18 protein-coding genes and 1 riboswitch are annotated in these 23,310 nt (G+C 62.2%); of the genes, 5 read left to right on the forward strand and 13 right to left on the reverse strand.

Going from position 1 to position 23,310, the window contains the following annotated elements; translation table 11 throughout:
- Window positions 1-90 precede the first annotated feature (90 nt).
- Entirely contained in the window at window positions 91-1,074 is a 984-nt protein-coding gene (locus OW493_RS09285) for an aldo/keto reductase (protein WP_289863944.1), read from the reverse strand.
- Window positions 1,075-1,121: 47 nt separating this feature from the next.
- On the opposite strand from OW493_RS09285, the gene OW493_RS09290 reads away from it, so the two are divergent.
- Complete coding sequence (locus OW493_RS09290) at window positions 1,122-2,111, forward strand: LysR family transcriptional regulator (protein WP_289863945.1); 990 nt, start codon at window positions 1,122-1,124, stop codon at window positions 2,109-2,111.
- Here the strand turns inward: OW493_RS09290 and OW493_RS17215 are convergent.
- Window positions 2,108-2,431 (reverse strand): DUF4113 domain-containing protein, encoded by a 324-nt coding sequence (locus OW493_RS17215; protein WP_354670148.1) that lies wholly within the window; start codon window positions 2,429-2,431, stop codon window positions 2,108-2,110. The two genes, OW493_RS09290 and OW493_RS17215, sit on opposite strands and share 4 nt — an antisense overlap.
- A 56-nt stretch (window positions 2,432-2,487) precedes the next feature.
- Here OW493_RS17215 and OW493_RS09300 point away from each other — a divergent pair, with 56 nt between their 5' ends.
- Window positions 2,488-3,714 (forward strand): glutamate carboxypeptidase, encoded by a 1,227-nt coding sequence (locus tag OW493_RS09300; RefSeq protein WP_289863946.1) that lies wholly within the window; start codon window positions 2,488-2,490, stop codon window positions 3,712-3,714.
- 99 nt (window positions 3,715-3,813) lie between these two features.
- Here OW493_RS09300 and OW493_RS09305 read toward each other — a convergent pair whose 3' ends face one another.
- From OW493_RS09305 to OW493_RS09315, 3 genes are all read right to left on the reverse strand, one after another.
- Window positions 3,814-5,232, reverse strand: a complete 1,419-nt coding sequence (locus tag OW493_RS09305) for an amidase (RefSeq protein WP_289863947.1) — start codon at window positions 5,230-5,232, stop codon at window positions 3,814-3,816.
- A 92-nt stretch (window positions 5,233-5,324) separates the two neighbouring features.
- The gene (locus OW493_RS09310; protein ID WP_289863948.1) at window positions 5,325-6,851 is read right to left on the reverse strand and encodes a sodium:solute symporter family protein; all 1,527 of its coding nucleotides are present in this window, start codon (window positions 6,849-6,851) and stop codon (window positions 5,325-5,327) included.
- Between the two features lie 10 nt (window positions 6,852-6,861).
- Window positions 6,862-7,101: a hypothetical protein gene (locus OW493_RS09315; RefSeq protein ID WP_289863949.1), complete on the reverse strand. Its 240-nt coding sequence runs from the start codon at window positions 7,099-7,101 to the stop codon at window positions 6,862-6,864.
- Window positions 7,102-7,446: 345 nt separating this feature from the next.
- Between OW493_RS09315 and OW493_RS09320 the strand changes: the two genes are divergently transcribed.
- Window positions 7,447-9,639 carry an OsmC domain/YcaO domain-containing protein gene (locus tag OW493_RS09320; RefSeq protein WP_084208482.1) on the forward strand — a complete coding sequence of 731 codons (2,193 nt, stop codon included), beginning with the start codon at window positions 7,447-7,449 and terminating at the stop codon, window positions 9,637-9,639.
- A 112-nt stretch (window positions 9,640-9,751) separates the two neighbouring features.
- Here OW493_RS09320 and OW493_RS09325 read toward each other — a convergent pair whose 3' ends face one another.
- The gene (locus tag OW493_RS09325; RefSeq protein WP_077371304.1) at window positions 9,752-10,693 is read right to left on the reverse strand and encodes a LysR substrate-binding domain-containing protein; all 942 of its coding nucleotides are present in this window, start codon (window positions 10,691-10,693) and stop codon (window positions 9,752-9,754) included.
- Window positions 10,694-10,862: 169 nt separating this feature from the next.
- Between OW493_RS09325 and OW493_RS09330 the strand changes: the two genes are divergently transcribed.
- Both OW493_RS09330 and OW493_RS09335 read left to right on the forward strand, forming a co-directional pair.
- On the forward strand, window positions 10,863-11,567 hold the full coding sequence (locus tag OW493_RS09330) for an SDR family oxidoreductase (RefSeq protein WP_289863950.1): 705 nt from the start codon (window positions 10,863-10,865) through the stop codon (window positions 11,565-11,567).
- A gap of 266 nt (window positions 11,568-11,833) precedes the next feature.
- Window positions 11,834-12,517 (forward strand): type 1 glutamine amidotransferase domain-containing protein, encoded by a 684-nt coding sequence (locus tag OW493_RS09335; RefSeq protein ID WP_279875354.1) that lies wholly within the window; start codon window positions 11,834-11,836, stop codon window positions 12,515-12,517.
- Between the two features lie 205 nt (window positions 12,518-12,722).
- Here the strand turns inward: OW493_RS09335 and atzF are convergent, their stop codons facing one another.
- From atzF to OW493_RS09370, 7 genes are all read right to left on the reverse strand, one after another.
- Window positions 12,723-14,555, reverse strand: a complete 1,833-nt coding sequence (gene atzF, locus OW493_RS09340; protein ID WP_289863951.1) for an allophanate hydrolase — start codon at window positions 14,553-14,555, stop codon at window positions 12,723-12,725.
- Window positions 14,555-18,376, reverse strand: coding sequence for an urea carboxylase (gene uca, locus OW493_RS09345; protein ID WP_289863952.1), 3,822 nt, complete (start codon window positions 18,374-18,376; stop codon window positions 14,555-14,557). Before uca ends, atzF begins: the two co-directional genes overlap by 1 nt.
- Window positions 18,377-18,557: 181 nt before the next feature.
- Complete coding sequence (locus OW493_RS09350) at window positions 18,558-19,268, reverse strand: urea amidolyase associated protein UAAP2 (protein ID WP_289863953.1); 711 nt, start codon at window positions 19,266-19,268, stop codon at window positions 18,558-18,560.
- A 90-nt stretch (window positions 19,269-19,358) separates the two neighbouring features.
- Complete coding sequence (locus OW493_RS09355; protein WP_289863954.1) at window positions 19,359-20,117, reverse strand: urea amidolyase associated protein UAAP1; 759 nt, start codon at window positions 20,115-20,117, stop codon at window positions 19,359-19,361.
- Window positions 20,101-20,997, reverse strand: coding sequence for an ABC transporter ATP-binding protein (locus tag OW493_RS09360; RefSeq protein ID WP_289863955.1), 897 nt, complete (start codon window positions 20,995-20,997; stop codon window positions 20,101-20,103). Before OW493_RS09360 ends, OW493_RS09355 begins: the two co-directional genes overlap by 17 nt.
- Entirely contained in the window at window positions 20,994-21,818 is an 825-nt protein-coding gene (locus OW493_RS09365) for an ABC transporter permease subunit (RefSeq protein WP_077371317.1), read from the reverse strand. The genes OW493_RS09360 and OW493_RS09365 overlap by 4 nt, the downstream gene beginning before the upstream one ends.
- A 109-nt stretch (window positions 21,819-21,927) precedes the next feature.
- Window positions 21,928-22,905: a putative urea ABC transporter substrate-binding protein gene (locus OW493_RS09370; protein WP_289863983.1), complete on the reverse strand. Its 978-nt coding sequence runs from the start codon at window positions 22,903-22,905 to the stop codon at window positions 21,928-21,930.
- Between the two features lie 233 nt (window positions 22,906-23,138).
- Window positions 23,139-23,247: riboswitch (guanidine-I (ykkC/yxkD leader) on the reverse strand.
- Window positions 23,248-23,310 lie beyond the last annotated feature (63 nt).

The raw sequence follows: 23,310 nt of genomic DNA on the forward strand, positions 1-23,310 counted from the left end.
CATGAGTGTTCGCAAGTCATTGATAAAGCGGCACTGGCGTAAAACACCTTTGCTGTAGGTGCAACAATCCGATCAGATTACGCGCGATATCTACGCATTCACTCCCTTCATGCCTTCTGCGGTGTAACGCTCCCCGATGATGGGTATCTGAGCTGTGGCTTCTTCCAGTAGACGTTGCTCTTCAGGGGTGAGGATAAATGTCGTGGCAGCAGCATTCTCCATGAGATAGCACTGCTGCTTGGTGCCGGGAATCGGTACGATGTCAGTTCCTTTCGATAGCAGCCAAGCCAGCGACAATTGCGCGGCAGTACAACCCTTTTGATTTGCCATATCGGCAATCACCTCGGCCATCCGGCGGTTGGTTGCCATTGCCTCATCGGAGAAGCGGGGTAGGTCTGAACGGAAATCACCTTCACCGAAGGCATCATTGTGTTGAAAGCGTCCGGTGAGATACCCACGACCAAGCGGCGAGTAGGGAACAAAGCCGATGCCCAGCTCACGACATGTCGGCAAGATGCTTTGCTCGACATCCCGCGTCCATAGTGAGTATTCGGTCTGCACTGCCGTGATCGGGTGTACTGCATGAGCACGGCGCAGTGTTTCCGCATTTACCTCACAGAGTCCGATATGGCCGATCTTGCCTGCCTTCACCAACTCTGCCAACGCAGTGATGGTTTCCTCAATCGGTTGATTGGCATCGACACGATGCACGTAATAAAGATCGATCTGTTCGATACCAAGGCGCTTCAAGGACGCATCGCAGGCAGTACGTATGTACTCGGCGCTGTTATCGAGGCGACGTGCATATTCGCCCGGATTGCGCACGATGCCGAACTTGGTGGCAATGCGTATCTGTGCTCGATGTTTGGCCAGAACATCCTTGAGTAACGCTTCGTTGTGATGTGGCCCGTAGCAGTCGGCGGTATCCAGGAAGTTGATGCCAAGCTCGATAGCCTGATCAAGAACGCGCAATGACTCAGTGTCATCGCGGGGCCCGTAGAATTCGCTCATTCCCATGCAGCCGAGGCCGATGGCGGATACTGACAGGCCATTACCGAGGATTCGATGTTCCATTCGATGTCTCCTTGAGTGTTGGAGTGACAGCGTGTCACTATCCTGGAATGAAAAAAATTGACGAGTTGGATAAGTCGTTTTCCAGAAATGGAAGGCAAGGTTCACGCGGCTGGGTCTGGGATGACACGCGGGTGTTTCTCGCTGTCGCTCGGCTAGGGACTTTGAGTGCTGCTTCACGCGAGCTGAAATTGGGCATAGCGACGTTGTCGCGCCGCATCGAGCGACTTGAACAGGCGCTGGGGATACCGCTGTTCGTGCGTCAGCAAACGGGCTATCAGCTCACGGAGGAGGGGGAGGATCTGCTTGATAAGGCCGAAGGGCTGGAATCAGCGGCCTTGGCTTTTGCTTCGGAGGTCTCTGCGCAAGCGCAGATCAGCGGGAAGGTACGTCTGGCAACAGCAGAAAATCTAGCCACGGAATTGATCCTGCCGGCATTGCCAGCCTTTTATCAGCGTTATCCTGAGCTATCGATTGAATTGATGACCGATAGTACGACCGTCAATCTTCATCGCCGGGATGCCGATCTTGCACTGCGCATGCTCAAGCCGGAGCGCGGAAACGTAACATTGAGGCGGTTGGGCGTCCTTGGCTACGGGCTCTACAGCAGCGCTGAGTATGCAAGTCAGAGAATCGAGGAGATCAGACCTCTCTCAGCGTCAGGAGTCATGGATTCATGGGCATCTCAATCGTTTTTCCGCGATAGCTTCATCACCTGGAGTGATCATTACTCACACCTACCTGCCTCACAGTGGATCGAGACTGCGTTACAGGGACGAGAACCGGCATTGAGAACGACGTCGCTGAGGTCTCAGGTCGTCGCTGCGCAAGCAGGACTTGGTATCGCGTTATTGCCGCATTTCATTGGCCGCGAGGCTGATTTACGTTGCCTGTCAGCCGTGACGGCAATCGATCAAGACATTTATCTGGTCATGCAGACAGACTTGGCGCATTCACGTCGTGTCCGTGCTGTCGCTGATTTTCTGGTGGAGCTGGTCAATGACAATACGACGCGACTGAGTGGCGAGTATTGGCACTAACGCAACCGCTTCAATTCCTGCCAGTTGGTGGTGTAGCGGGCGCTGCGGTGGGCGCAGCGCAGTTGCCAGGCGGCGTCGGGGCGTGCGACGCCCAGACGTGCGGTGCCGCGGGCCATCTTCTGATTCATGGCGTCAAGTGTCGCCACCAGTTGCTGACTACGTTCACGCTTGGCGATATCCGCTTTGATGTCGAGCAGCGAGAGCTGTTCGCGTAGCCGTCGGTTGAGAGGGCGTGCAGCCTCACGTGATGAAGCTGTGCCATGAGCGTCACGAGAGATGAGCGCTGACGACCCACGGGTTTGCGTTTCCAGGCTATCCACCTTACCTTCATATATTCCTTATATAACAATATTAGAGGTGGAAAATGCGGTTATCGATGCTGGCGATGGGATTGGCATATGGGTTGTGCAGTGCCAATGCACAAGCTGCGGATCATCAGGATGTGCAGGATGCCGTCGAGCAGCAAAGAGCCCCCTTGCTTTCGACACTCGAAACGTTGGTCAATGTGGATTCTGGCACGGGTTACAAAGCAGGCTTGAGCGATGTCGAGGCAATGCTTACCAAGCATCTCAAGGCGCTTGGTGCACAGGTGGAAACGTATCCCGCCGAGACATATGGTGGAAACACGATTGTCGGTCGCCTCAAGGGAGATGGCAGTCGCAAGATCATGTTGATGATTCACTATGACACTGTCTTCGATGAAGGCGCCGCTACGCAGCGTGCCTTCCACATCGAGGATGGGCGTGCCTATGGTCCTGGCGTGGGCGATGCGAAAGGCGGTGCAGCCGTTATTCTGCACAGTCTCGAGGCGCTGAAGACGCTTGGGTTTGATGACTATGGTCAGGTGACGGTCGTCTTCAATCCTGATGAAGAGAAAGGCTCCCCCGGTTCGCATGAACTGATTCATGAGCTATCGGCTGATCAAGACGCCGTTCTGGTATTCGAGCCGACCTTTGCTGATCCGGGAGTCGATGCCGTGACCGTCGTCACCAAGGGCATCAACTATGCATTTCTCGAGGTAAAAGGCCGTGCCTCCCATGCCGGTGGCGCACCTGAAGAAGGGCGCAACGCCATCATGGAGTTGTCCCATCAGCTGCTGCAGTTGAATGAACTGGGTGATGCGGACAAGGAGACGACACTCAACTGGACGATTGTCGAGGGTGGCGTCAAACGTAACGTGATTCCCGAGCATGCCAAGGCAGAAGGTGATATGCGCTACTTCGATAGTAGCGAGTATCAGCGCGTCTTGAAGGAAGCGCAGTCCATCACGAAGAATCAGTTGATCGATGACACCGAAGTGGAGTTCCACCTCGAGAAGGGACGCCCGCCGCTACCTGAAAATCCGCAGAGTCAGAAGCTGGCCGAGCAGGCTCAGAAGATCTATCAAGAGCTGGGGCAGACACTGCAAGCGGTCGAGATAGGTGGCGGCACCGATGCGGCCTACGCCTACCATGCTGATTCCGAGAAACCCGCAGTGCTAGAATCCTTGGGACTCGTCGGGGGCGGCTATCATAGCGACAAAGAATTTGTGCTGGTTGATAGCATCGTGCCACGCCTTTATCTGACGACACGCATGATCATGCAGCTTTCCGAGGCGGATTGATCAGAAAGCAGCCGGCGATTTTCTATAGAACCTGTTGATGTAAAAACGGCACTGTCGATGACAGTGTCGTTTTTATGCGTTGCCTTTCTCATGACCGTTTCATTGCGAGAGCTTGGGATAGACAAGTTCAGGAAGCATCTCCTCCAGCAACCTGGCGGCATGCATCACCTTCATGTCCTGGAATTTTCCTCCGACAATGTGCAGGCCGACAGGCAGTCCCTGGTCATCCAGCCCACAGGGGAGGGAGGCAGCGGGTTGTTGAGTGAGGTTGAAGGGGTAGCTGAAGGGGGTCCATTCCATCCAGTCGTGATATTTCCCCTCCGGCGGTACGTTGTGGCCGGCAGTGAAAGGTGAGATGGGCAGTGTAGGAGTGATCAGCAGGTCCCATTGCTCGTGGAAGGATTGCATGTGTGCGCAAAGCGCAGTTCGCTCTCGTCTTGCCGCCAGATATTGCGACAAGGAAATGTTGCTCCCGCGCGCTGCAATGTCCAGCAAGCCCGGGTCCATCTGATCTCGCTGGCTGTCGGTCATCTTCTCGAGCACCTGGGTGGCACCCGCGAACCACAGGGTATTGAAGGTCTCCAGCGGGCAGGAGAAGCCCGGATCTATCTCGATGACCTCCGCGCCCAGTCGGGACAGCTGAGCGACGGCGTTATCCACTCGCTTGCGTATGTCTGGCGCGACTTCCACGTAACCCAGGGTCGGGCTGTAGGCAATCTTCCAGCCTTGCAGCGAGACTGGCGCTCGGGTGTCCATTCTGAGGCTGTCCGGATCGCCAAGCAGACCATCTCGGCTATCGGCCTGCGCCATGCTCTCGAGCATCAGGAGGCTATCGGAGGCCGTGCGCGTCATTGGTCCCAGGTGTGAGAGGGTCGACATGGCACTGGTCGGCCACTGGGGAATCCAGCCAAACGTGGGTTTCAGGCCGAAGGTGCCGGTAAAGCTGCAGGGAATGCGGATCGAGCCACCTGCATCACTGCCCTGATGGAGCATGCCCAGGTTGAGCGCGGCCGCTGCTCCAGCTCCACCCGAGGATCCCCCGGAGGTCAGCGCGGTATTCCAGGGATTGCGTGTCACGCCGTGCAGCGGGTTGTCCGTCACTCCCTTCCAGCCGTACTCCGGTGAGGCTGTCTTGCCGAGAAACACGGCGCCTGCCTTGCGAAGACTCGCAGCCACCGGGGCATCGACATCACTGCCTCCATCCGGGGATGTGGTGGCGGAGCCGTACCGGGTCGGCATGCCGCGCGACAGCGTGAGGTCCTTCAAGGTGGTCGGCACGCCACACAGTGGGCCGCAGGGCGTGCCCTTCATCCAGCGGGCTTCGGCGTCTTTCGCCGCCTTCATTGCCCCATCATGGGCGATGTGCACGAAGGCATTGATCTTGGGGTTGAGCGTGTCGACACGTTCCAGGCAGTCTCGGGTCAGCTCGACGGGGGAGAGCTCGCCTCGTCGAAACAGTGCCAGGGCATCAATCGCTGTCAATTCAGATAATTGCGTGGGAGTAGAGACTGGGTTCATGGCCGATCCTGTCCATTGGGTAGCAATCAATCGAGTGGCTGAATGTGCTCGGAAACGAAAAGGGCCTGCGTGATGCAGGCCCTTTGTTCTGGTCAGCGGGCTTCGATCACCCGAGATGGACCAGCCTCGGCGTCTTCCAGCTGCTCCGGGTGATACTCGGCGGTGTAATCCCGACGCGCCTGGGCGAAGCGTTCCACCACCTCGGCATCCTTGCGCTGCAGGGCGAGGCTGAGGATCACGAAGGCTGACGCATTGAGAATCAGGCCCCAGATGCCGGCATGCAGGCCAAGCGGATTGCTGACACTGGCGCCGTAGGACAGCCACAGGACGGTCACGATGCCCAAGCTCAGGCCCCAGAAGGCCGCTTGCGGGTGCGCCTTGCGCCAGGTGATGGCGCCCAGTGTCGGCACGATCAGCTGAGCGGTACCCGCCAGTGCCGCGATGCCGATGGTGACCAGCAGTCCCGGAACGGTCAGGGCCAGGATGTAGGCCGCGAGAGAGAAGCCCACCAGGGACAGGCGCCCGATATGGACGATGCGTTCCTGATTCGCCTGCGGGTTCACGTAGCGCTTGTAGATATCCATGGTGACGACGGTCGATACCGCATGGATCTGGGAGTTGGCCGTGGACATCGCCGCGGCGGCCCCAGCCGCCATGATCAGCGAGGCCAGCAGGTAGGGCGCATAGTTCATCAGCATGACGGGCAGAATCTGGTCAGCATTCTCCAGGTCAGGTTCTAGCAGTACGCCGGTATAGCCCGTCAGTACCGAACCGAAGTAGGCGAAGGCGGCGAGCCCCAGCAGGAAAGGCATCAAGCCGAACAGCTTGCCGCTTTTCACCGAATACATGCGCAGCCAGATCTGGGGGCCCATGAAGGCGCCGATGGCGACGATCACGAACAGCGAGAACCACATGGAGTAGCCCATGTTGCCATTCGGCCCCGGCAGGGTCAGATGCGCAGGCGAGTCGCTGGCAAGCTGCGCGAACATGCTGGTCGGGCCACCTGCCTGGCCGGCGATGTAATAGCCCGCATACATCATGCCGAAGAACAGCAGCGCCCCGTAGATCACATCCGTCCAGGCGATGGCGCGGATCCCGCCGACCCACACATAGACAATGATGATGAAGTAGAACAGCAGCGCGGCCAGCCAGAAGGGCACGACGCCACCCGAGGCGACCTCGATCAGATACGCGCCACCGGTCAGCTGGATCTGCAGATACGGCACGGTGAAGATCAGCGTGATGACGGCGACGAGAATTCTCAGCGCTTCACTGTTGTAGAAATCGCCCATCAGGTCTGACGGCGTCAGGTAGTCGAAGCGCTTGCCGAGATACCAGACACGCTTGCCCACCCAGTAGTACATGAAGCCGAAGAGCAGGTTCCACGCCAGCGCCGTGAGATAGATGGGGCCACTGGTATAGAAGGTGGCGTTGGAACCGAGGAAGGCAAAGGCGCTCCACCAGGTGGCCGCCACCGTGAAGAACACGGCAATGCTGCCCATGGCCCGCCCTTGCACGAAGAAATCTTCACTTGTCGTCTGGGACTTTCGCGCGGACACGAGCCCGACGATCAAGGGGATGATCATGAAGGCCGCGATGATCAAGATACTTCCCGTCATGATGAGCTCCTCAGCGCTTGCCGCCGGTGGAAGGGGCCTTGGCGCTACCCCAGTTGGTCAGGTAGGCATACAGGAACACGGCGGTCAGGAAGCCCCACCACACCAGGTTCCAGACGAGGAAGAACGGGGTTCCCATCACCATGGGCTCGATCTTGTTGGCCATCAGGATCATCGGGCTCTCGAGCATGAAAAACCCGAACAGCATGCTGCCGTAGATGGCGACCTTGCGGGTCGTGAAGCGCTTCATCATTGCATACCCCTTTATTGTGGTTGGTGGGGGGTGTTGTGACCTGTCGTGGACAACGACAGGGGGCGGAACATGGCAATGCATCAATTATTGTATTTATGCGTATAAATTAACTAATAGGTGACAATCCCCGGACCGTCAAGAAAGTGGCGGCGATTGCACCGGATGTTTCAGGAAGTGAAGAAGATCCGCCGGCCTCCCTCAGCGGCTGGCGACAGCAGGAGTGCGCAAGTCTTCCGCTTTTCGTCTCACCCGCGACGCAGGCCCCCAAAATCTGGATAATGGCGCCCATCGCGTAGCCGCCTCCGGCGTGCTGGCGCCCATACTCTTCACAGCGGTGCATCGTTCATGGAAATCAAGGTCAACTTTCTCGACAACCTGAGGCTCGAGGCGAAATTCGACGACTTCACGGTCATCACCGATCAGCCCATCCGCTACAAGGGCGATGGGTCGGCGCCGAGCCCGTTCGACTACTTCCTGGCGTCCTCAGCGCTGTGCGCGGCCTACTTCGTGAAGGTGTACTGCGTGGCGCGCAACATCCCGACCGAGAACATCCGTCTGTCGCAGAACAACATCGTCGACCCGGAAAACCGCTACAACCAGATCTTCAAGATCCAGGTGGAGCTACCGGAAGAGCTGTCCGACAAGGATCGCCAGGGCATCCTGCGCTCCATCGAGCGTTGCACGGTGAAGAAGGTCGTCCAGACCGGCCCGGGCTTCGAGATCGAGACGGTCGACAACCTCGACGAGGACGCCCAGGCCCTGCTGATGGCGGAGCCGCCGGAAGGCCAGAGCACCTGGATCGAGGGCAAGGACCTGCCGCTGGAGCAGACCATCGCCAACATGACGGGCCTTCTGAATGATCTCGGCATGAAGATCGAGATCGCCTCCTGGCGCAACATCGTGCCCCACGTCTGGTCACTGCACATTCGTGATGCCGCCTCGCCGATGTGCTTCACCAACGGCAAGGGCTCGACCAAGGAGAGCGCGCTGTGCTCGGCGCTGGGCGAGTTCATCGAGCGTCTGAGCTGCAACTTCTTCTACAACGATCAGTTCTTCGGCGAAGCCATCGCTGACAGCGAGTTCGTGCACTACCCGAACGAGAAGTGGTTCCAGCCGGGCCCGAATGACGAGATCCCGGAAGGCGTGCTGGACGATTACTGCCTGGAGATCTTCAATCCGGACGGCGAGCTGGGTGGCTCCAATCTGATCGATACCAATTCCGGGCGTGCGGATCGTGGCATCGTGTCTCTGCCGTTCACCCGTCGCTCGGATGGCGAGACGATCTACTTCCCGTCCAACCTGATCGAGAACCTGTACCTCAGCAACGGCATGAGCGCTGGCAACACCCTGCCGGAAGCCCAGGTGCAGTGCCTGTCCGAGATCTTCGAGCGTGCCGTGAAGCGCGAGATTCTCGAGCAGGAACTGACCCTGCCGGACGTGCCGCAGGAGGTGCTGGCCAAGTACCCGGAAATCGTCGAGGGCATCGAGGCACTGGAAGCTCAGGGCTTCCCGATTCTGGTCAAGGACGCCTCGCTGGGCGGTCAGTTCCCGGTGGCCTGCGTGACCTTGATGAACCCGAAGACCGGCGGTGTCTTCGCCTCCTTCGGCGCGCATCCGAGCTTTGAGGTTGCCATCGAGCGCAGCCTGACCGAGCTGATGCAGGGCCGCAGCTTCGAGGGTCTCAACGACTTCATGCCGCCGACCTTCAACTCGCTGGCCGTCTCCGAGCCGAACAACTTCGTCGAGCACTTCATCGACTCATCAGGCCTCGTCTCCTGGCGTTTCTTCAGCTCGAAGACTGACATCGAGTTCGTCGAGTGGGACTTCTCCGGCAGCAATGAAGAAGAGGTCGCCAACCTGTTCGGTATCCTCGATGAGATCGGCAAGGAATCGTACATGGCGGTGCACGAGGACCTCGGCGCGCCGGTGTGTCGTATCCTGGTGCCGGGCTATTCCGAGGTCTATCCGGTTGAGGACCTGGTGTGGGACAACACCAACATGGCGCTGGATTACCGCGAGGACATCCTCAATCTGCATCGTCTCGATGACGATCAGCTGGCGGACCTGGGCGAGCGTCTCGAAGAGAGCCAGCTTGATGAGCACATGGACATCAAGACGCTGATCGGCATCGAGTTCGACGAGAACACCATCTGGGGCCAGCTGACGATTCTCGAGCTGAAACTGATGATCAATCTCGCGCTGGGTCAGCACGAGGATGCGCTGGATCGCGTCGAGATGTTCCTGCAGTACAACGACAACACCGTCGTGCGCGGCCTCTACTACCAGGCCATGAAGGCGGTGCTGGAGATCACCCTCGACGATGAGCTGGAGCTCGAGGACTACCTCTACAACTTCCGCCGCATGTTCGGTGAAGACACCATCGCTGCCGTGGTCGGCTCCGTGCAGGGTGAGGTGCGCTTCCATGGTCTGGAGCCCACCAACATGCAACTGGAAGGATTGGATCGCCACCTGCGTCTGATCGAAAGCTACCAGAAGCTGCACGCCCATCGTGCTGCCTTGGCGGCCGAGCAGGCCTGATGCTCGCCTGCTGAATCCTGTGGCATGACCTGTGGCATGAAAAGAACGGCCCCTCACTGGATGGTGAGGGGCCGTTTTCGTTTCCGGGGGCTTGCGTATGCGTACCAGTGGCTCAGGACAGCACCTTCTGACCCTCTGCCAGACGCTGACAACACGCGATGATCTGCTCCCTGATCCAGCGGTGCGCCGGGTCCTTCTGATAGCGGCGATGCCAGCTCAGATGGAAGGGGAAGGAGGCGAAGGCCACGGGTGGCGGCACGAGGGTGACGGCGAACTGACGACAGAAATGCTGGCACAGCCCGGTGGGCAGGCTCGCGATCAACGGCGAGCGTTCCAGCAGAGAGGGCACGGCCATGAAGTAGGTGACGGCCAGCGCCACCTCGCGTTTGAGCCCCTGGCCCTCGAGCTGCTTGAAGATGCCGCTTTTCAGGCGGGCATGCGGTTGAACCAGCACATGGGCGTGGTGCTCGAAATCCGCCTTGGTCATGCGGCCCTCGCCATCCAGACGCTCCAGCAAGGGATGGCCATTGCCCACCAGGCAGTCGATGCCTTCGGTGATCACCTCACGCACCACCAGATTCTCGGGCGGGTCGACCTGACGCCCGAAGGCGAGATCCGTCGTGCCGCTCATCACGCCGGCTTCGCTCATGTCCTGCGAGAGACGACGCACCTGGAGGGTGATGCCCGGCGCCTGCTCACGCAGGATCGTCGCCAGTTGCGGCAGGATCAGCACCTCGAAGTAGTCGTTGGCGGCGATCTCGAAGTGACGGCTCTCGGTGGTGTGGTCGAAGTGTCGCTCGCTGTTGATCAGGCCGTCGAGGTCGGTCAGCGCCGCCTCGATGGTCGGGAACAGATGGTCGGCCTTCTCGGTGGGGCGCATGCGCTGGCGGTCGCGAATGAACAGCGGGTCATTGAACAGTTCGCGCAGTTTCGACAGCGCCGCGCTCACCGAGGGCTGACTCAGGTGCAGGCGCTCGCCGGCGCGGGTGACGTTCTGCTCGAGATACAGCGCATGGAAGGTGCGCAGGAGGTTGAGGTCGTAATTGAGCTTCATGATGACTACCAGAGCAGGCGGAGTGTCTCGGCTGCACTCGGGCGAGTGAGCACTATTTGTCTGGATGATAGCAGCTATCCGGACTATCGATTATCACGATGGGAGGCTCAGGCGGTAGGGTGGTCTCAAGGACACGGCGAGAGATCAATGCGACCCACAGGAGCGATCCATGAGTGATGTGAAGCAGATGCAAGCCGAAGGGCAAAAGATCATTCTGATCACCGGTGCCTCCAGCGGTATCGGTGAGGCCACCGCACGCACTCTGGTGAAGGCCGGGCACAAGGTCGTCGTGACCGCCCGCCGCAAGGAGCGCCTCGATGCGCTTGTCGAGGAGCTGGGCAGCGACAAGGTGCTGGCGATCGCCGCGGATGCGACGGACTACGTTCAGCTCGCCAAGGTCGTCGAGCAGGCCGTCGCCCATCATGGCCATCTGGATGTGGCGTTCGCCAATGCCGGTACCGGCGTCAGCCAGGCTGGCACCGAGAACGGCGATCCCGAGGAGTGGAAGCGAGTCGTCGACATCAACATCAATGCACTGCTGTGGACCGCCCACGCGACCCTGCCGCATCTGAGAGAGCGCAAGGGCCACTTCATCCTCACCAGTTCCGTGGCCGGGCGTGCCAATCATGCGGGCTCCATCTACAGCGCCAGCAAGTGGTTCGCCTACGGTTTCGGCCAGAATCTGGCGATGGAAATGGCCGAATGGCAAGGCCGCTGCACCACCATCACGCCAGGCATGGTCAACACTGCCTTCTTCGATGAGCCCAAGCCGGACAAGCTGGACCCGCAGGATGTGGCGGATGCCGTGCTCTACGCCATCAGTGCCTCACCGCGTGCCAATATCCGCGAAGTGCACCTGGTGCCGACCTGGTGAGCCGGTTCGCTCGAAAGCGGGCTTCCGCCTTCGCTGAGCACGCTTTCGCAGGACAGCTATTTGTATGAGCGATAGTGGCTATCTGGACTATCGATTATGACGATGGTGACGTGAGCCGTAAGCTTGATTCAACACGTGCCGAGCATCGCAGGGCGAGCATCACGTGCCGATCATCACAGGGCGAGCATCACGTGGTGACCATCACCTCGCCGACAAAATTCGTGAAGTGACCGTTGCGGGCTATCCCGCACGTAAAGGAGAGCATCATGAGCAAGGTTCTGGTGGTAGTGACATCCCACGATACGCTGGGTGACACGGGCAAGAAGACAGGCTTCTGGCTGGAAGAGCTGGCGGCTCCCTACTACGTGCTGAAGGATGCCGGTGTCGAGGTGACACTCGCGTCTCCCAAGGGCGGTCAGCCGCCGCTGGACCCGGCAAGCCAGGGCGAGGACTTCCAGACGGATGCCACTCGCCGCTTCGACAAGGACACTGCCGCTCAGCAGGACCTCGCCACCACCGCCGTGCTGGCAGACATGAAGGTCGAGGACTTCGATGCCATCTTCTACCCGGGTGGCCACGGCCCGCTGTGGGATCTGACCAACGACGCCGATTCCATCCGTCTGATCGAGCAGTTCCACGCGGCCGGCAAGCCGGTCAGCTCTGTCTGCCACGCCCCGGCCGTGCTGCTGAATGCCCGCAAGCCGGATGGCACTCCCTTCGTGGATGGCGTGCATGTCACCGGTTTCACCAACGGCGAAGAAGAAGGTGTCGGCCTCACTGACGTCGTGCCGTTCCTGGTGGAAGAGGCGCTGCAGCAGAAGGGCGGCATCTATGAGAAGAAGGACGACTTCACCTCCTACGCCATCCAGGATGGGCTGATCATTACCGGCCAGAACCCGATGTCCTCTGAAGGCGTCGCGGAACTGCTGCTCAAGAGCCTCGAGCAATAAGCGCCCTGAGCGACAAGCACTTCGGGACACAAGCACTGCGAAACACAAGTACTTCGAGAGACAGACACCTCGAGCAACAGGTGCTTCATGATTCGGGCGCTGCCTGATCTGACGAGTGCATGAAAAAAGCCGCTACCGGTCATCCGGTAGCGGCTTTTGCGTGTCTGGCATCCAGCTTCGACGAGAGGTTGTCAGCGAGTGCGGATCACCCGCGCTCCACCCAGGCCTTCCAGCCACCGTACTCGCTGATGTCCGTCATCGGCACGCCGCTGTCAGCGGTGACCGAGCAGATGAAGCCCGCGACCCAGCGGCCGTCTTCGAGCTCGATCTGACCCAGCCCCAGCGGGAAGGGGATGCCGGCGAGGAAGCTGCCGACACTGGCGATGGGCAGTGACCAGACTTCCAGCGCTATGCTGGTGCCGTCCTCTGGCGCGCGCAGCATGGCCGGTTTGGCGGGTGTGGCGTCATCCAGTTGATACAGGCGGTAGCGGGGGGCGCTGTGAGTACGGGCGACCAGGCGAGCATCGCGCTGGGTGAGCTGGTGATTGAGCGGCATGTCAGTGAGATGCGCACCGCAGACCGCGATCTCGAGCCGGCCATTCTTCGCCATCGGCAGATCGCTGTCGGCGAGGCGTGCCTGGGGACGGGCAACGGCGCTGGCCCCCAGCGGCAGCGAGAATTCCTTCTCGAGCAGCCGCGCGATGCTCAGCAGTTGCAGGTCTTCGAAGGCGGGCGCGAACAGCGTCACACCGCCGGGCAGACCCTGGCTGTTGAAGCCGACCGGCACGGCCAGTGCGCTAAGATCCAGCAGGTTCATGAAGTTGGTCCAGGTGCCCAGTTCCGAATTGACCGCGATCGGTGCCTCGGCCAGCTCCGCCTTGGTCGGCAGACGCGGCGTGGTCGGGGCCAGCATCACGTCCACCTGCGCGAGCAGGGCATCGGCCTGACGGCGGTATTCGGCCAGCTGATAGCGGGCATCGAAGGCATCCACGGCCAGCGGCGTGGCACCGCCAAGAGTGATCTCGCGTGTCACCGGATGCAGTGCCTCGGGATTACGCTCGATCAGCTCGCGCACCGCGTGATAGCGCTCCGCCACCCACGGACCTTCATAGAGCAGGCGCGCGGCGGCCAGCAGCGGGCTGCAATCCAGCTCGACCAGCTCGGACCCCGATGCCTTGCACTGACGCATCGCCGCTTCCATGTAGCCGCTGTAATCGGCGTCGGTGTGCCACTGGGTACGCGGCGGCACGCCGATACGCAGGCCGGCGAGATCCGGCAGCACACCATAGGCCTGGCCGTGAACGGCGAAGTCATGCTCGCGCGCCCAGCGGTTGTCGGCATCGAACTGTGCGGTGACGGACAGTATCTTCGCGGCATCATCGCAGCCGAGTGCGAAGATCGAGATGGTATCCAGGGTGGCGCAGGCCGGCACCACACCGCCTGCGCTGAGCAGGCCGAGGGTCGGTTTCACGCCGACCAGGTTGTTGAAGCAGGCCGGCACACGTCCGGAGCCCGCCGTGTCCGTGCCCAGCGCGAAGCTGACCTGACCCTGGGCAGTGACGACGGCGGAGCCACTGCTGGAGCCGCCCGGCACATAGGCGGGGTCGAAGGCATTCGCCGGGGTGCCGTAGACCGGCAGCGCGCGCTCCCCGACCAGGCCGGTGGCGAACTGATCCAGATTGGTCTTGCCCATCGGGATGGCACCGGCCGCGATCAGCTGCTTGACCACGAAGGCGTCATCGTCTGGCGTGTAGGCGAATTCCGGGCAACCGGCGGTAGTGGTCACGCCGGCGAGATCGATGTTGTCCTTGATCGCGAAGGGGATGCCATAGAGCGCCAGTGACTCGGGCGCCACGTCGTCCAGACGCGCCAGATAGGGTTCCAGCTGATCTGCACTCAGGCGGGTGATCCAGGCGGCGTCTTGCTCGGGCTGTGCGGCCAGCAGTTCATTCACCAGCTGGCGTGGCGTCAGCTCTCCGGCCTGATAGGCCTTGCTCAGCGCCGTGATGCTCAGGTTGTGCGGGGTATGGGTCATCATCACAGCGTCTCCTCGGAGGACAGGGTCGATTGGGCGTTGTCTGTTGCGCTGGCATCAGCTGGATCAGTGGCTTCCACGGCGGTCGACAGCACGATCAGCGGCTGGCCGGGGGCGACGCCGCTGCCTTCCTTGATCGGCAGGCGAACGACACGGCCTGCGGTGTGGGTGCGAATCTCGACTTCCATCTTCATCGACTCGACCAGCGCCACCACCTGGCCGGCCTCGACGAGATCGCCCTCGGCGACCTCCAGCTTCCACAGGCTGCCGGTGACCGGTGTCTCGATGCCCAGCTCGTCATCGCTCAGGCTGTCGGCTTCCTGCACCTCGTTGATCTGATCCTCGAAGGTGAACTGGCCGCGTGCATGCCAGTCGTCGATTTCCTGCTGGAAGGCGGCCTGACGGCGTTCACGGAAGGCATCGGTCTCGGCCTGATGCTCGGCGATCTGCGCCTGATAATCGGCGAGGCGGAAGCGGGTCTTCTCGATCTTGAGGTCGTAACGCCCCTGAGGGTGATCACGACGGATCTGTTCAAGCGCCTCATGGCTGACCGGGTGGAAGCGCAGCTGGTCGAACACACGCAGCAGCCACGGGCTGGTGAAGTGTTCGGTGCGGCGATAGCGATTCCACATCTGCAGCGTGCGGCCGACGAACTGATAGCCGCCCGGACCTTCCATGCCATACACGCACAGATAGGCGCCGCCGATACCCACCGAGTTCTCGGCGGTCCAGGTGCGTGCCGGGTTGTACTTGGTGGTCACCAGGCGCTGGCGCGGGTCCAGCGGCGTGGCCACCGGCGCGCCGAGATAGACATCGCCGAGGCCCATCACCAGATAGCGGGCGTTGAGCACCGTCTCGCGCACCGCCGCCTCATCGGCGAGGCCATTGATGCGGCGAATGAATTCCAGATTGCTCGGGCACCAGGGGGCGTCCGGGCGCACCGAGCGCTGGTACTTGTCGATGGCCTGCTGACACGCCGGATCATCCCAGGACAGCGGCAGGTGTACGGTGCGCGCCTCGATCTCGATGTCCTCGACATCCTTGAGCGCGACTTCCGCCTGTTCGAGGTGCGTCATCAGTGTGGCGAGGGCAAGCTTGCGCGGATCGTAATGCAGCTGCAGCGAGCGGATGCCCGGTGTCATCTCCATCAGGCCGGGCAGCGGATGCTCCTTGAGCCACAGCATCCAGGCGTGGGCGCGGAAGCGCAGCGCGATATCCAGCTCCATCTGGCCGAATTCGATCAGCAGGAAGTCATCCCCGGCGCGGCGATAGACGATCTGCTCGCCGCCTTGCTCGGCGCTCAGGCGCTTGAGTACTGGGGAGTCGTCCGGACGCGGACGTTGCTCAGCGATGGCGCTCAGCGTGGTGCTGGTCGCCGCCAGAGGTGACTCCAGTGCGTCGAGCTTGCCACTGGCGAGGGCGGTGATCACGGCGTCCTGCTGCACCTCGATGGCGCGAGCTTCCTCCAGAGTCAGCGCGACGAAACGGATGCGATCGCCGGCGGCCAGCTGGCCCAGCTTCCAGCGCTCGGCGCGGACCACGGTAGCCGGGCACACGAAGCCGCCCAGCGACGGGCCGTCCGGGCCGAGGATGACCGGCATGTCGCCGGTGAAGTCGATGGTGCCGAAGGCGTAGGCGTTGTCGTGAATGTTGGAGGGGTGCAGACCGGCCTCGCCGCCGTCGGCACGCGCCCACTGCGGACGCGGGCCGATCAGACGCACGCCGGTGCGGCTGGAGTTGTAGTGCACTTCCCAGCGGTGGCCGAAGAAGGTGCTGATGTCGTCTTCGGTGAAGAAGTCAGGCGCACCGTGCGGTCCGTAGAGCACGCCGATCTGCCATTCGCGACCTGAGGTCTTGCCTTGCGCATTATCGATAATGCTAGCGCCCTGCGGGATCAGCGCCTCGGGCAGCCGGGTCAGGGCGGGCTGGGGGCACTCGGCGAGATCAGCCAGCGGCAGGGTATCGCCACTGCGCAGAGCACGTCCGGCATGGCCGCCGAACTGGCCCAGGGTGAAGGTCGCGCGCGAGCCCAGATACTGCGGGCAGTCGATGCCCCCGGCGATCAGCAGATAGCTGCGCGCGCCGGCGGCGACCTTGCCCAGGCTCAGGGTGCTGCCAGCGGCGATCTCATGCACCTGCCACAGGGCAAGGTCGTGAGTCGCGGTGTCATCGGAGCCGCCTTCAAGTGCTGGAGCGGAAAGCGTGGCGGGCAACGGCCCACCGGCCAGCACCACGCGCGTGGCGCGGTGGAAGTGCAGCGTCGGGCCGTTGAGGGTGATCTCGAGGCCTGCGGCATCGGCCGCGTTGCCCAGCAGCGCATTGCCGAGACGGAAGGCGTAGTCATCGAAGGGGCCGGAGGGCGGCACGCCCACATCCCAATGCCCCTGGCGACCCGGCATGTCCTGCACGGTGGTCAGGGTGCCGGGGACGATCACTTCAAAGGTCGGTGCTGCCCACTCGAGACCTTCCAGCCAGCGGGTGTAGATCTCGACATTGAGGAAGCGCGGGTCTTCCAGCAGATGCGACAGCCACTGGCGGTTGGTCTCGATGCCGTAGAGGCGAGAGGCGGCCAGTGCCCTGGAGAGATCGCCGCGTGCCTGCTCGCGGGTCGGGGCGTGCACCATCACCTTGGCCAGCATCGGGTCGAACCACGCCGGGACCTCGAAGCCGGCCTCGATGGAGTGATCCACCCGCAGCTGGCTGTCCTCGGAGAGGGCGGCGGTCACGGCGTCATTGGCGAACTCCACCTCGGTGAGCAGGCCGCTGGAGGGGCGGAAATCGTGCTGCGGATTCTCGGCATAGACCCGCGCCTGCATGGCGTGACCCTTGGGGGACAGCGGTGCGGCCAGCGTTGCGAGATCGTCCAGCTCACCGGCGCCCAGCTTGAGCATCCAGGCGACGATGTCCACGCCCCACACCAGCTCCGTGACACCATGCTCGACCTGCAGGCGCGTGTTGACCTCCAGGAAGTAGAAGGCCTGACGCTCGGCGTCATAGATGAATTCGACGGTACCGGCGCTGCGGTAATTGACGGCTTCGCCCAGGCGGATGGCGGTGGCGATCATCTCTTCACGAACGCGCTCGGGCAGGTTAGGTGCCGGGCATTCCTCGATGACCTTCTGGTGGCGGCGCTGACTGGAGCAGTCGCGCTCGCCGAGGGCGATCACCGTGCCTTTACCATCCCCGAACAGCTGCACTTCCAGGTGACGGGCGCGGGCGATATACGCCTCCAGGAAGACGCCGCCATCCCCGAAGTTGCGCTCGCCCAGGCCCTTGACCGAATCGAAGGCGCGACTGAGGGAGGCGTCATCCTCACACACCTGCATGCCGATGCCGCCGCCGCCGGCGGTGGACTTGAGCATCACCGGATAGCCGATACGGGCGGCCTCGCTCAGTGCGCTCTCGACGTCGTCCAGCAGGCCGGTACCGGGTACCAGCGGCACGCCGGCGTTCTCGGCGATGGTGCGCGCCTCGTGCTTGAGGCCGAAGGCGTGGATCTGCTCGACGGTCGGGCCGAGGAAGACCAGACCGGCAGCATCACAGGCCTGGATGAAGCGGGTGTTCTCGGACAGGAAACCGTAGCCCGGGTGCACGGCCTGGGCGCCACTCTCGCGGGCGATGGTGATCAGCTTGTCGATGTCGAGATAGGTGTCGGCGGCGGCACCTTCGCCGAGGCTGTAGGCGTCATCGGCCTCGCGCACGAAGGGGGATTCACGATCGGCTTCTGCGTAGACGGCGACGCTCTGGACACCGAGGGCACGCAGCGTGCGCTGGATTCGGGTGGCGATGGCGCCACGGTTGGCAATCAGGACCTTATGGAACATGACGGAGTCATCCTTCCGGCGGCGGGTCGTCCCGCCTTCAAACTGTGAGCTGCCGGTCGTCCGGTAGCCGGGCAGAGCCTTGGGGGTTGACGAGTGATGCAAGAGAGATGACATCGTCAGGTATGGCTCGGCCGTTTCTTGTCATATGCGTGTTCGAAAGCGTCGCTGTCAGCTCGGCGGCTCAGCTCAGCGGCGAGTCGCTGATGCGGATAGCGACCGGTGTCGGGTCGTAGCCGTTGCAGGGGTTGTTGAGCTGCGGGCAGTTGGAGAGCAGCACGTAGACGTCACGCTCGGCGACCATCTCGACGTACTTGCCCGGGGCGGACAGGCCGTCCTCGAAGCTCAGGCCGCCATCGGCGGTGACCGGCACGTTCATGAAGAAGTTGATGTTGTGGCCGATGTCGCGCTTGGTCAGGTCGTACTTCGGGTAGCGGGCGATGGCCAGCATCCAGTTGTCACGACAGGAGTGCATGTGACGCTTCTCCAGGTCGTAACGCACGGTGTTGGACTCGCTGGAACAGGCGCCGCCCAGGGTGTCATGACGGCCACAGGTATCGCCGGTGATGGTCAGCAGCGCACGGCCACGGGTGGAATAGAGCACGCTGCCGGTGGTCAGGTAGACCTTGCCCTGCTCGCGTACGGTGTCCATCGCGCTGTAGCGCTCGGCGGTGTCGTCGGCCGAGAAGAACAGGGTGTCGGCGGCCTGATTGCCGTGCAGGTCAGTGATGCGCAGGTGCTGACCGGCGCGCACCAGCCCGATGAAGTGATCGCCGGCCTCGACGGTGCGCTCTAGCTCGCGCGGCTGCTCGGCCGGGTCTGCGTAGCTCAGCGGGGCGTCGTCCGTCGTGGCTGGGGTGTGGGCATGGGGGTGTTCAAGCGTCGAGGTGCACATGGGGATGTCCTTTGTCCTTGTCATCGAGGGCGTCGTTTCCAGTTGCCACTGGCCCGTCGGCGTGGCGTCCATCTGCTGTCAGGGAATGCCTCAGCCCGCCAGGTGATAGAGCTGATTGTTGGCGTAGGCGCGGGCATTCTCGGGGCGCGACAGATAGCAGGCGTCGCGCTCATCCATCGGTGTCGCGGTGCCGAAGGTCATGTCCACGCCGCGCAGCGGATATTCCTCGGCGGGGTCCAGCGGATGTGGACAGGTGTGCAGCATGACGAGGGTGTCCATCTCGAAGCGCAGGGTGACGCTGTCGCCGGCGGCGCAGTGGTCCGTGACGTAGTGCAGGTTGGCGTCTTCATCGGCGCGCACGCGGGAGAACAGATTGAGGTTGGCGCACAGGTCGCGCTCGCTCAGGCCGTACTTGGCCATCTCGATCAGCAGGCTGTCGTGGCCGGTGGGCGTGAAGTCATTGAAGGCTTGCTGGTAAGCCTTCTTGTGCCAGCCCTTGGCGGCGAAGTGCTGCTCCATCAGGTTGCCGCTGGCGCTGTCATGCCAGCCCAGATCGTCCTGGATGATGGAGGCGAAGATGCGGCCCATGTCGGAATACAGGCAGTGACCTTCGGTGAGGCGGAAGGTGTGCTGACCCTTGAGGGTATCCGGCAGATTGAGGCGCTCAAGCAGATCCAGCGGGTTGTACATCACCAGGCCGACATTGGCGTTGGCCTCACGGGCGGTCAGCTTGAGTGCGCTGCCACGCGGCATGCGCATCGACCAGTGATGGCCGCCGGGCAGATGGGTCTGATACTTCGCGGTAAAGCTGGCGCGGGCGGTGGTTGCGGCATCAAGCGGTATGTTCATTGATTTGGCCTCCGGTGAGAGTGGCTGGGGAAACGGAGTGGGCTGGCGTCGTCAGCGTTTCGTGCTCGGGCGTCGGTTGGTCAGCGCCCGCTTGGACAGCGCTCGTTTGGACAGAGCTCGTTTGGACAGAGCCCGGCTGCTGGGACGACGCCTTGGTCTTGCTGCGCTCGGTGGGCAGGTCATAGGTGATGGTCGAGCCATAGGCCTGCGGGGCCTGCGGGTCGACACGCACCTTGTCGAACACCCAGACGCGTGAGCCCAGCTCGAACGCTTCCTTGAGGTCATGGGTGATCATGAAGATGGTCAGCTGCTGCTCTTCCCACAGACGCAGGATGAGCTGGTGCATGTCCTTGCGGATGCCCGGGTCCAGTGCGCCGAAGGGCTCATCCAGCAAGAGGATGCGCGGCTTCATCATCAGCGCCTGGGCGATGGCGAGGCGCTGCTGCATGCCGCCGGACAGCTCATGCGGGTACTTGTCCAGCGCGTGGGACAGGCCGACTTCTTCCAGGCGTTTCTCGGCGGCGACCCGTGCCTCGCGACGCTTGGCCCCGAACAGCTTGCCGGTCAGCGGGGCGCGCGCCAGCTCCTCGGCCATGATCACGTTGCCCAGCACCGTGAGGTGCGGGAAGACGGAATACTTCTGGAAGACGATGCCGCGGTCCGGCCCCGGCTCGCCGGGGATGGGCTTGCCGTCCAGCAGCAGCTCACCGCGCGAGACGCCCTCGGTGCCCAGCAGCAGCTTGAGGAAGGTGGTCTTGCCGCAGCCGGAGGCGCCGACCAGGGTGATGAATTCCCCGGCCTCGACGGTCAGGTTCATGCGTTCCAGCACGACCTGCTGGCCGTAGTGCTTCTCGAGACCCTTGGCGTGGATGAGGCTCATGATTGGCTCTCCTCAGCGTGGTACCAGGGGAAGGCGCGGGTCGAGACGAGCACCAGCAGACGGTCGAGCAGGAAGGCCAGCAGCGTGATCCAGGCCACGTAGGGCAGGATGACGTCCATCGCCAGATAGCGGCGCACCAGGAAGATGCGATAGCCGAGGCCGTCCTGGGCGGCGATGGCTTCCGCGGCGATCAGGAACAGCCAGGCGCTGCCGAGTGCCAGACGCGTGGCGCTCAGAAGGCGCGGGGTCAGCTGGGGCAGCAGCACGCGGGTCAGCACTTGCCAGGAGCTGGCGCCCAGGGTCTGGGCCTTGATCAGCTGCTCATCGGGCAGGCGCAGGGCCTGATTCTGCAGGTCGCGAATCAGGAAGGGCGTGATACCGATGACGATCAGCGCGATCTTGGCCAGCTCACCCGTCCCGAAGGCGATGAACAGGATCGGCAGGATCGCCATCGGCGGAATAAGGGACAGCACGGTAATCAGCGGTGACAGCTTGGCGCGCAGCAGCGGCAGGCCGCCGGTGAGCAGGCCGACGCTCAGGCCGATCAGCGCACTGATCAGCACGCCGGCCAGCAGGCGTTCGAGGCTGGCGAAGGTGTCGGTCCACAGCGGTAGATCGCCGGTGCGCACGTTGACCTCGGTGGCCAGCTTGGCGAAGGACTCGCCCATGGACGCGAAGGACGGCAGCAGGCGGTCGTTGGGGTTGTCGAGCAGTCGCTGGTTGGACTGCACGATGTAGAGGATGGCCAGCAGCGCGAAGGGCAGGCCACCGAGCAGCCAGCGGCCACCACGGGAGGGTGTCAGATTGATCAGGCGTTTCATGCGCGGGCTCCACGGGTGCGAACGAGAGGTGCGGTCGAGGGAGGCGGTCGGTTCACCAGCCACAGAGACAGCTCTCCTGCGGCTGGTGTGCGGCATCCACCGCGTGGCGTTACTGGCTGTCGGCCAGTGCGGCGGTGTAGCTCGGGTCGAAGCGCAGCATCACGTTGCCCTCATTGCCGACGATGCCGGCAGGCGTCTCGATGCCGATGAAGCCGGCATCCGGCGCGCCTTCGCCCAGCAGCCCCTGCGCGAAGCTGAAGTCGGCGATGTGCTGCATGGTGTCCTTGAGGCTCGGCGCATTGAAGGCGGCCACGGCCTCGGCGGGGGTGTAGTACATGTGGGTCGCGGCCAGCTGGGCCTGATAGCCGGCGAGGTCGGTGCCGGCGGCATCGGCCATCTGGGAGAGCGCGGCTTCGTCACCGGCCTTCATCTTCTCCATCACTTCATACCAAGCGCCGACCAGCGCGTGGCCGAAGTCCGGGTTGTCCTTCAGTGTCTGGGTATTGACGACCATCAGATCGAGAATCTCGCCGGGGATGTCACTGGAGTTGAAGACTTCGGTGTAGCCGGGCATGTCCTTGAGCGTGGCCAGCTGCGGGTTCCAGGTCACCACCGCCTGGGTATCGGTGTTGCTGGCCAGCGCCACGATATCGGCATCGCCGGTATTGGTGGTGGTGAGGTCACGCTCGCTCATGCCGACGCTGTCCAGCGCGCGTGCCAGCAGGTAGTGGGAGACACTGAACTGCACCAGATTGACCTCACGGTCCTTCAGGGACTCGATGGAATCGCCGTCGCGTACCATCACGCCGTCATTGCCATCGGAGTAGTCGCCCAGAATCAGCGCGGTGGAATCGACACTGCTGGCGGCAGGGAGGGTGAGGGCGTCCATGTTGGTCATGGCGCAGCCATCGACATTGCCGGAGGTGTACTGATTGATGGACTCGACGTAATCGTTGACCTGCACCACATCAATGTTCATGTCGTACTTCTTGGCCCACTTGTCGACGATGCCCTGGGTATCCGCGTATTCCCACGGCATCCAGCCGGCATACACCGACCAGCACACGCTGAAGGAATCCTGCGCCATGGCCTGCGGGCTCAGCGATGCGCCAAGCAGCAGGGCGCCGGCCAGCGCGGCATGTCGGGAGGTCTGGCTGGATACGGCGGATATCGCCGGGGAATCAGATGCGACAGCAGCGGATGGCGCCTGAGCGCAGGCATCCGAGAGGGAAGTCGTAGACGGGGAAAGGCGAGCGGGCTGGGTCATTGTCGTTATCTCCGGCGGAAAAAGTGAGAGGCGCCGACCTTTTCAGGCGTTGCGTCTCCCGGGCTTTTGTCCCGCCGTGTAACCCCCAGCTTGGAGGTCGAGTGCTCTCGGACCAGTCGTGACGGCTATCAGCCAGTCACCGGAACCCTAGCGCTCCATTGGTGTAGATTTTCGATTGTTGTATGCCTATCGGTGCCTCGCTGAATGTCTAGCAGGAAGTATGCC

The organism is Cobetia sp. 14N.309.X.WAT.E.A4 (genome assembly GCF_030397495.1).
GTDB lineage: Bacteria > Pseudomonadota > Gammaproteobacteria > Pseudomonadales > Halomonadaceae > Cobetia > Cobetia marina.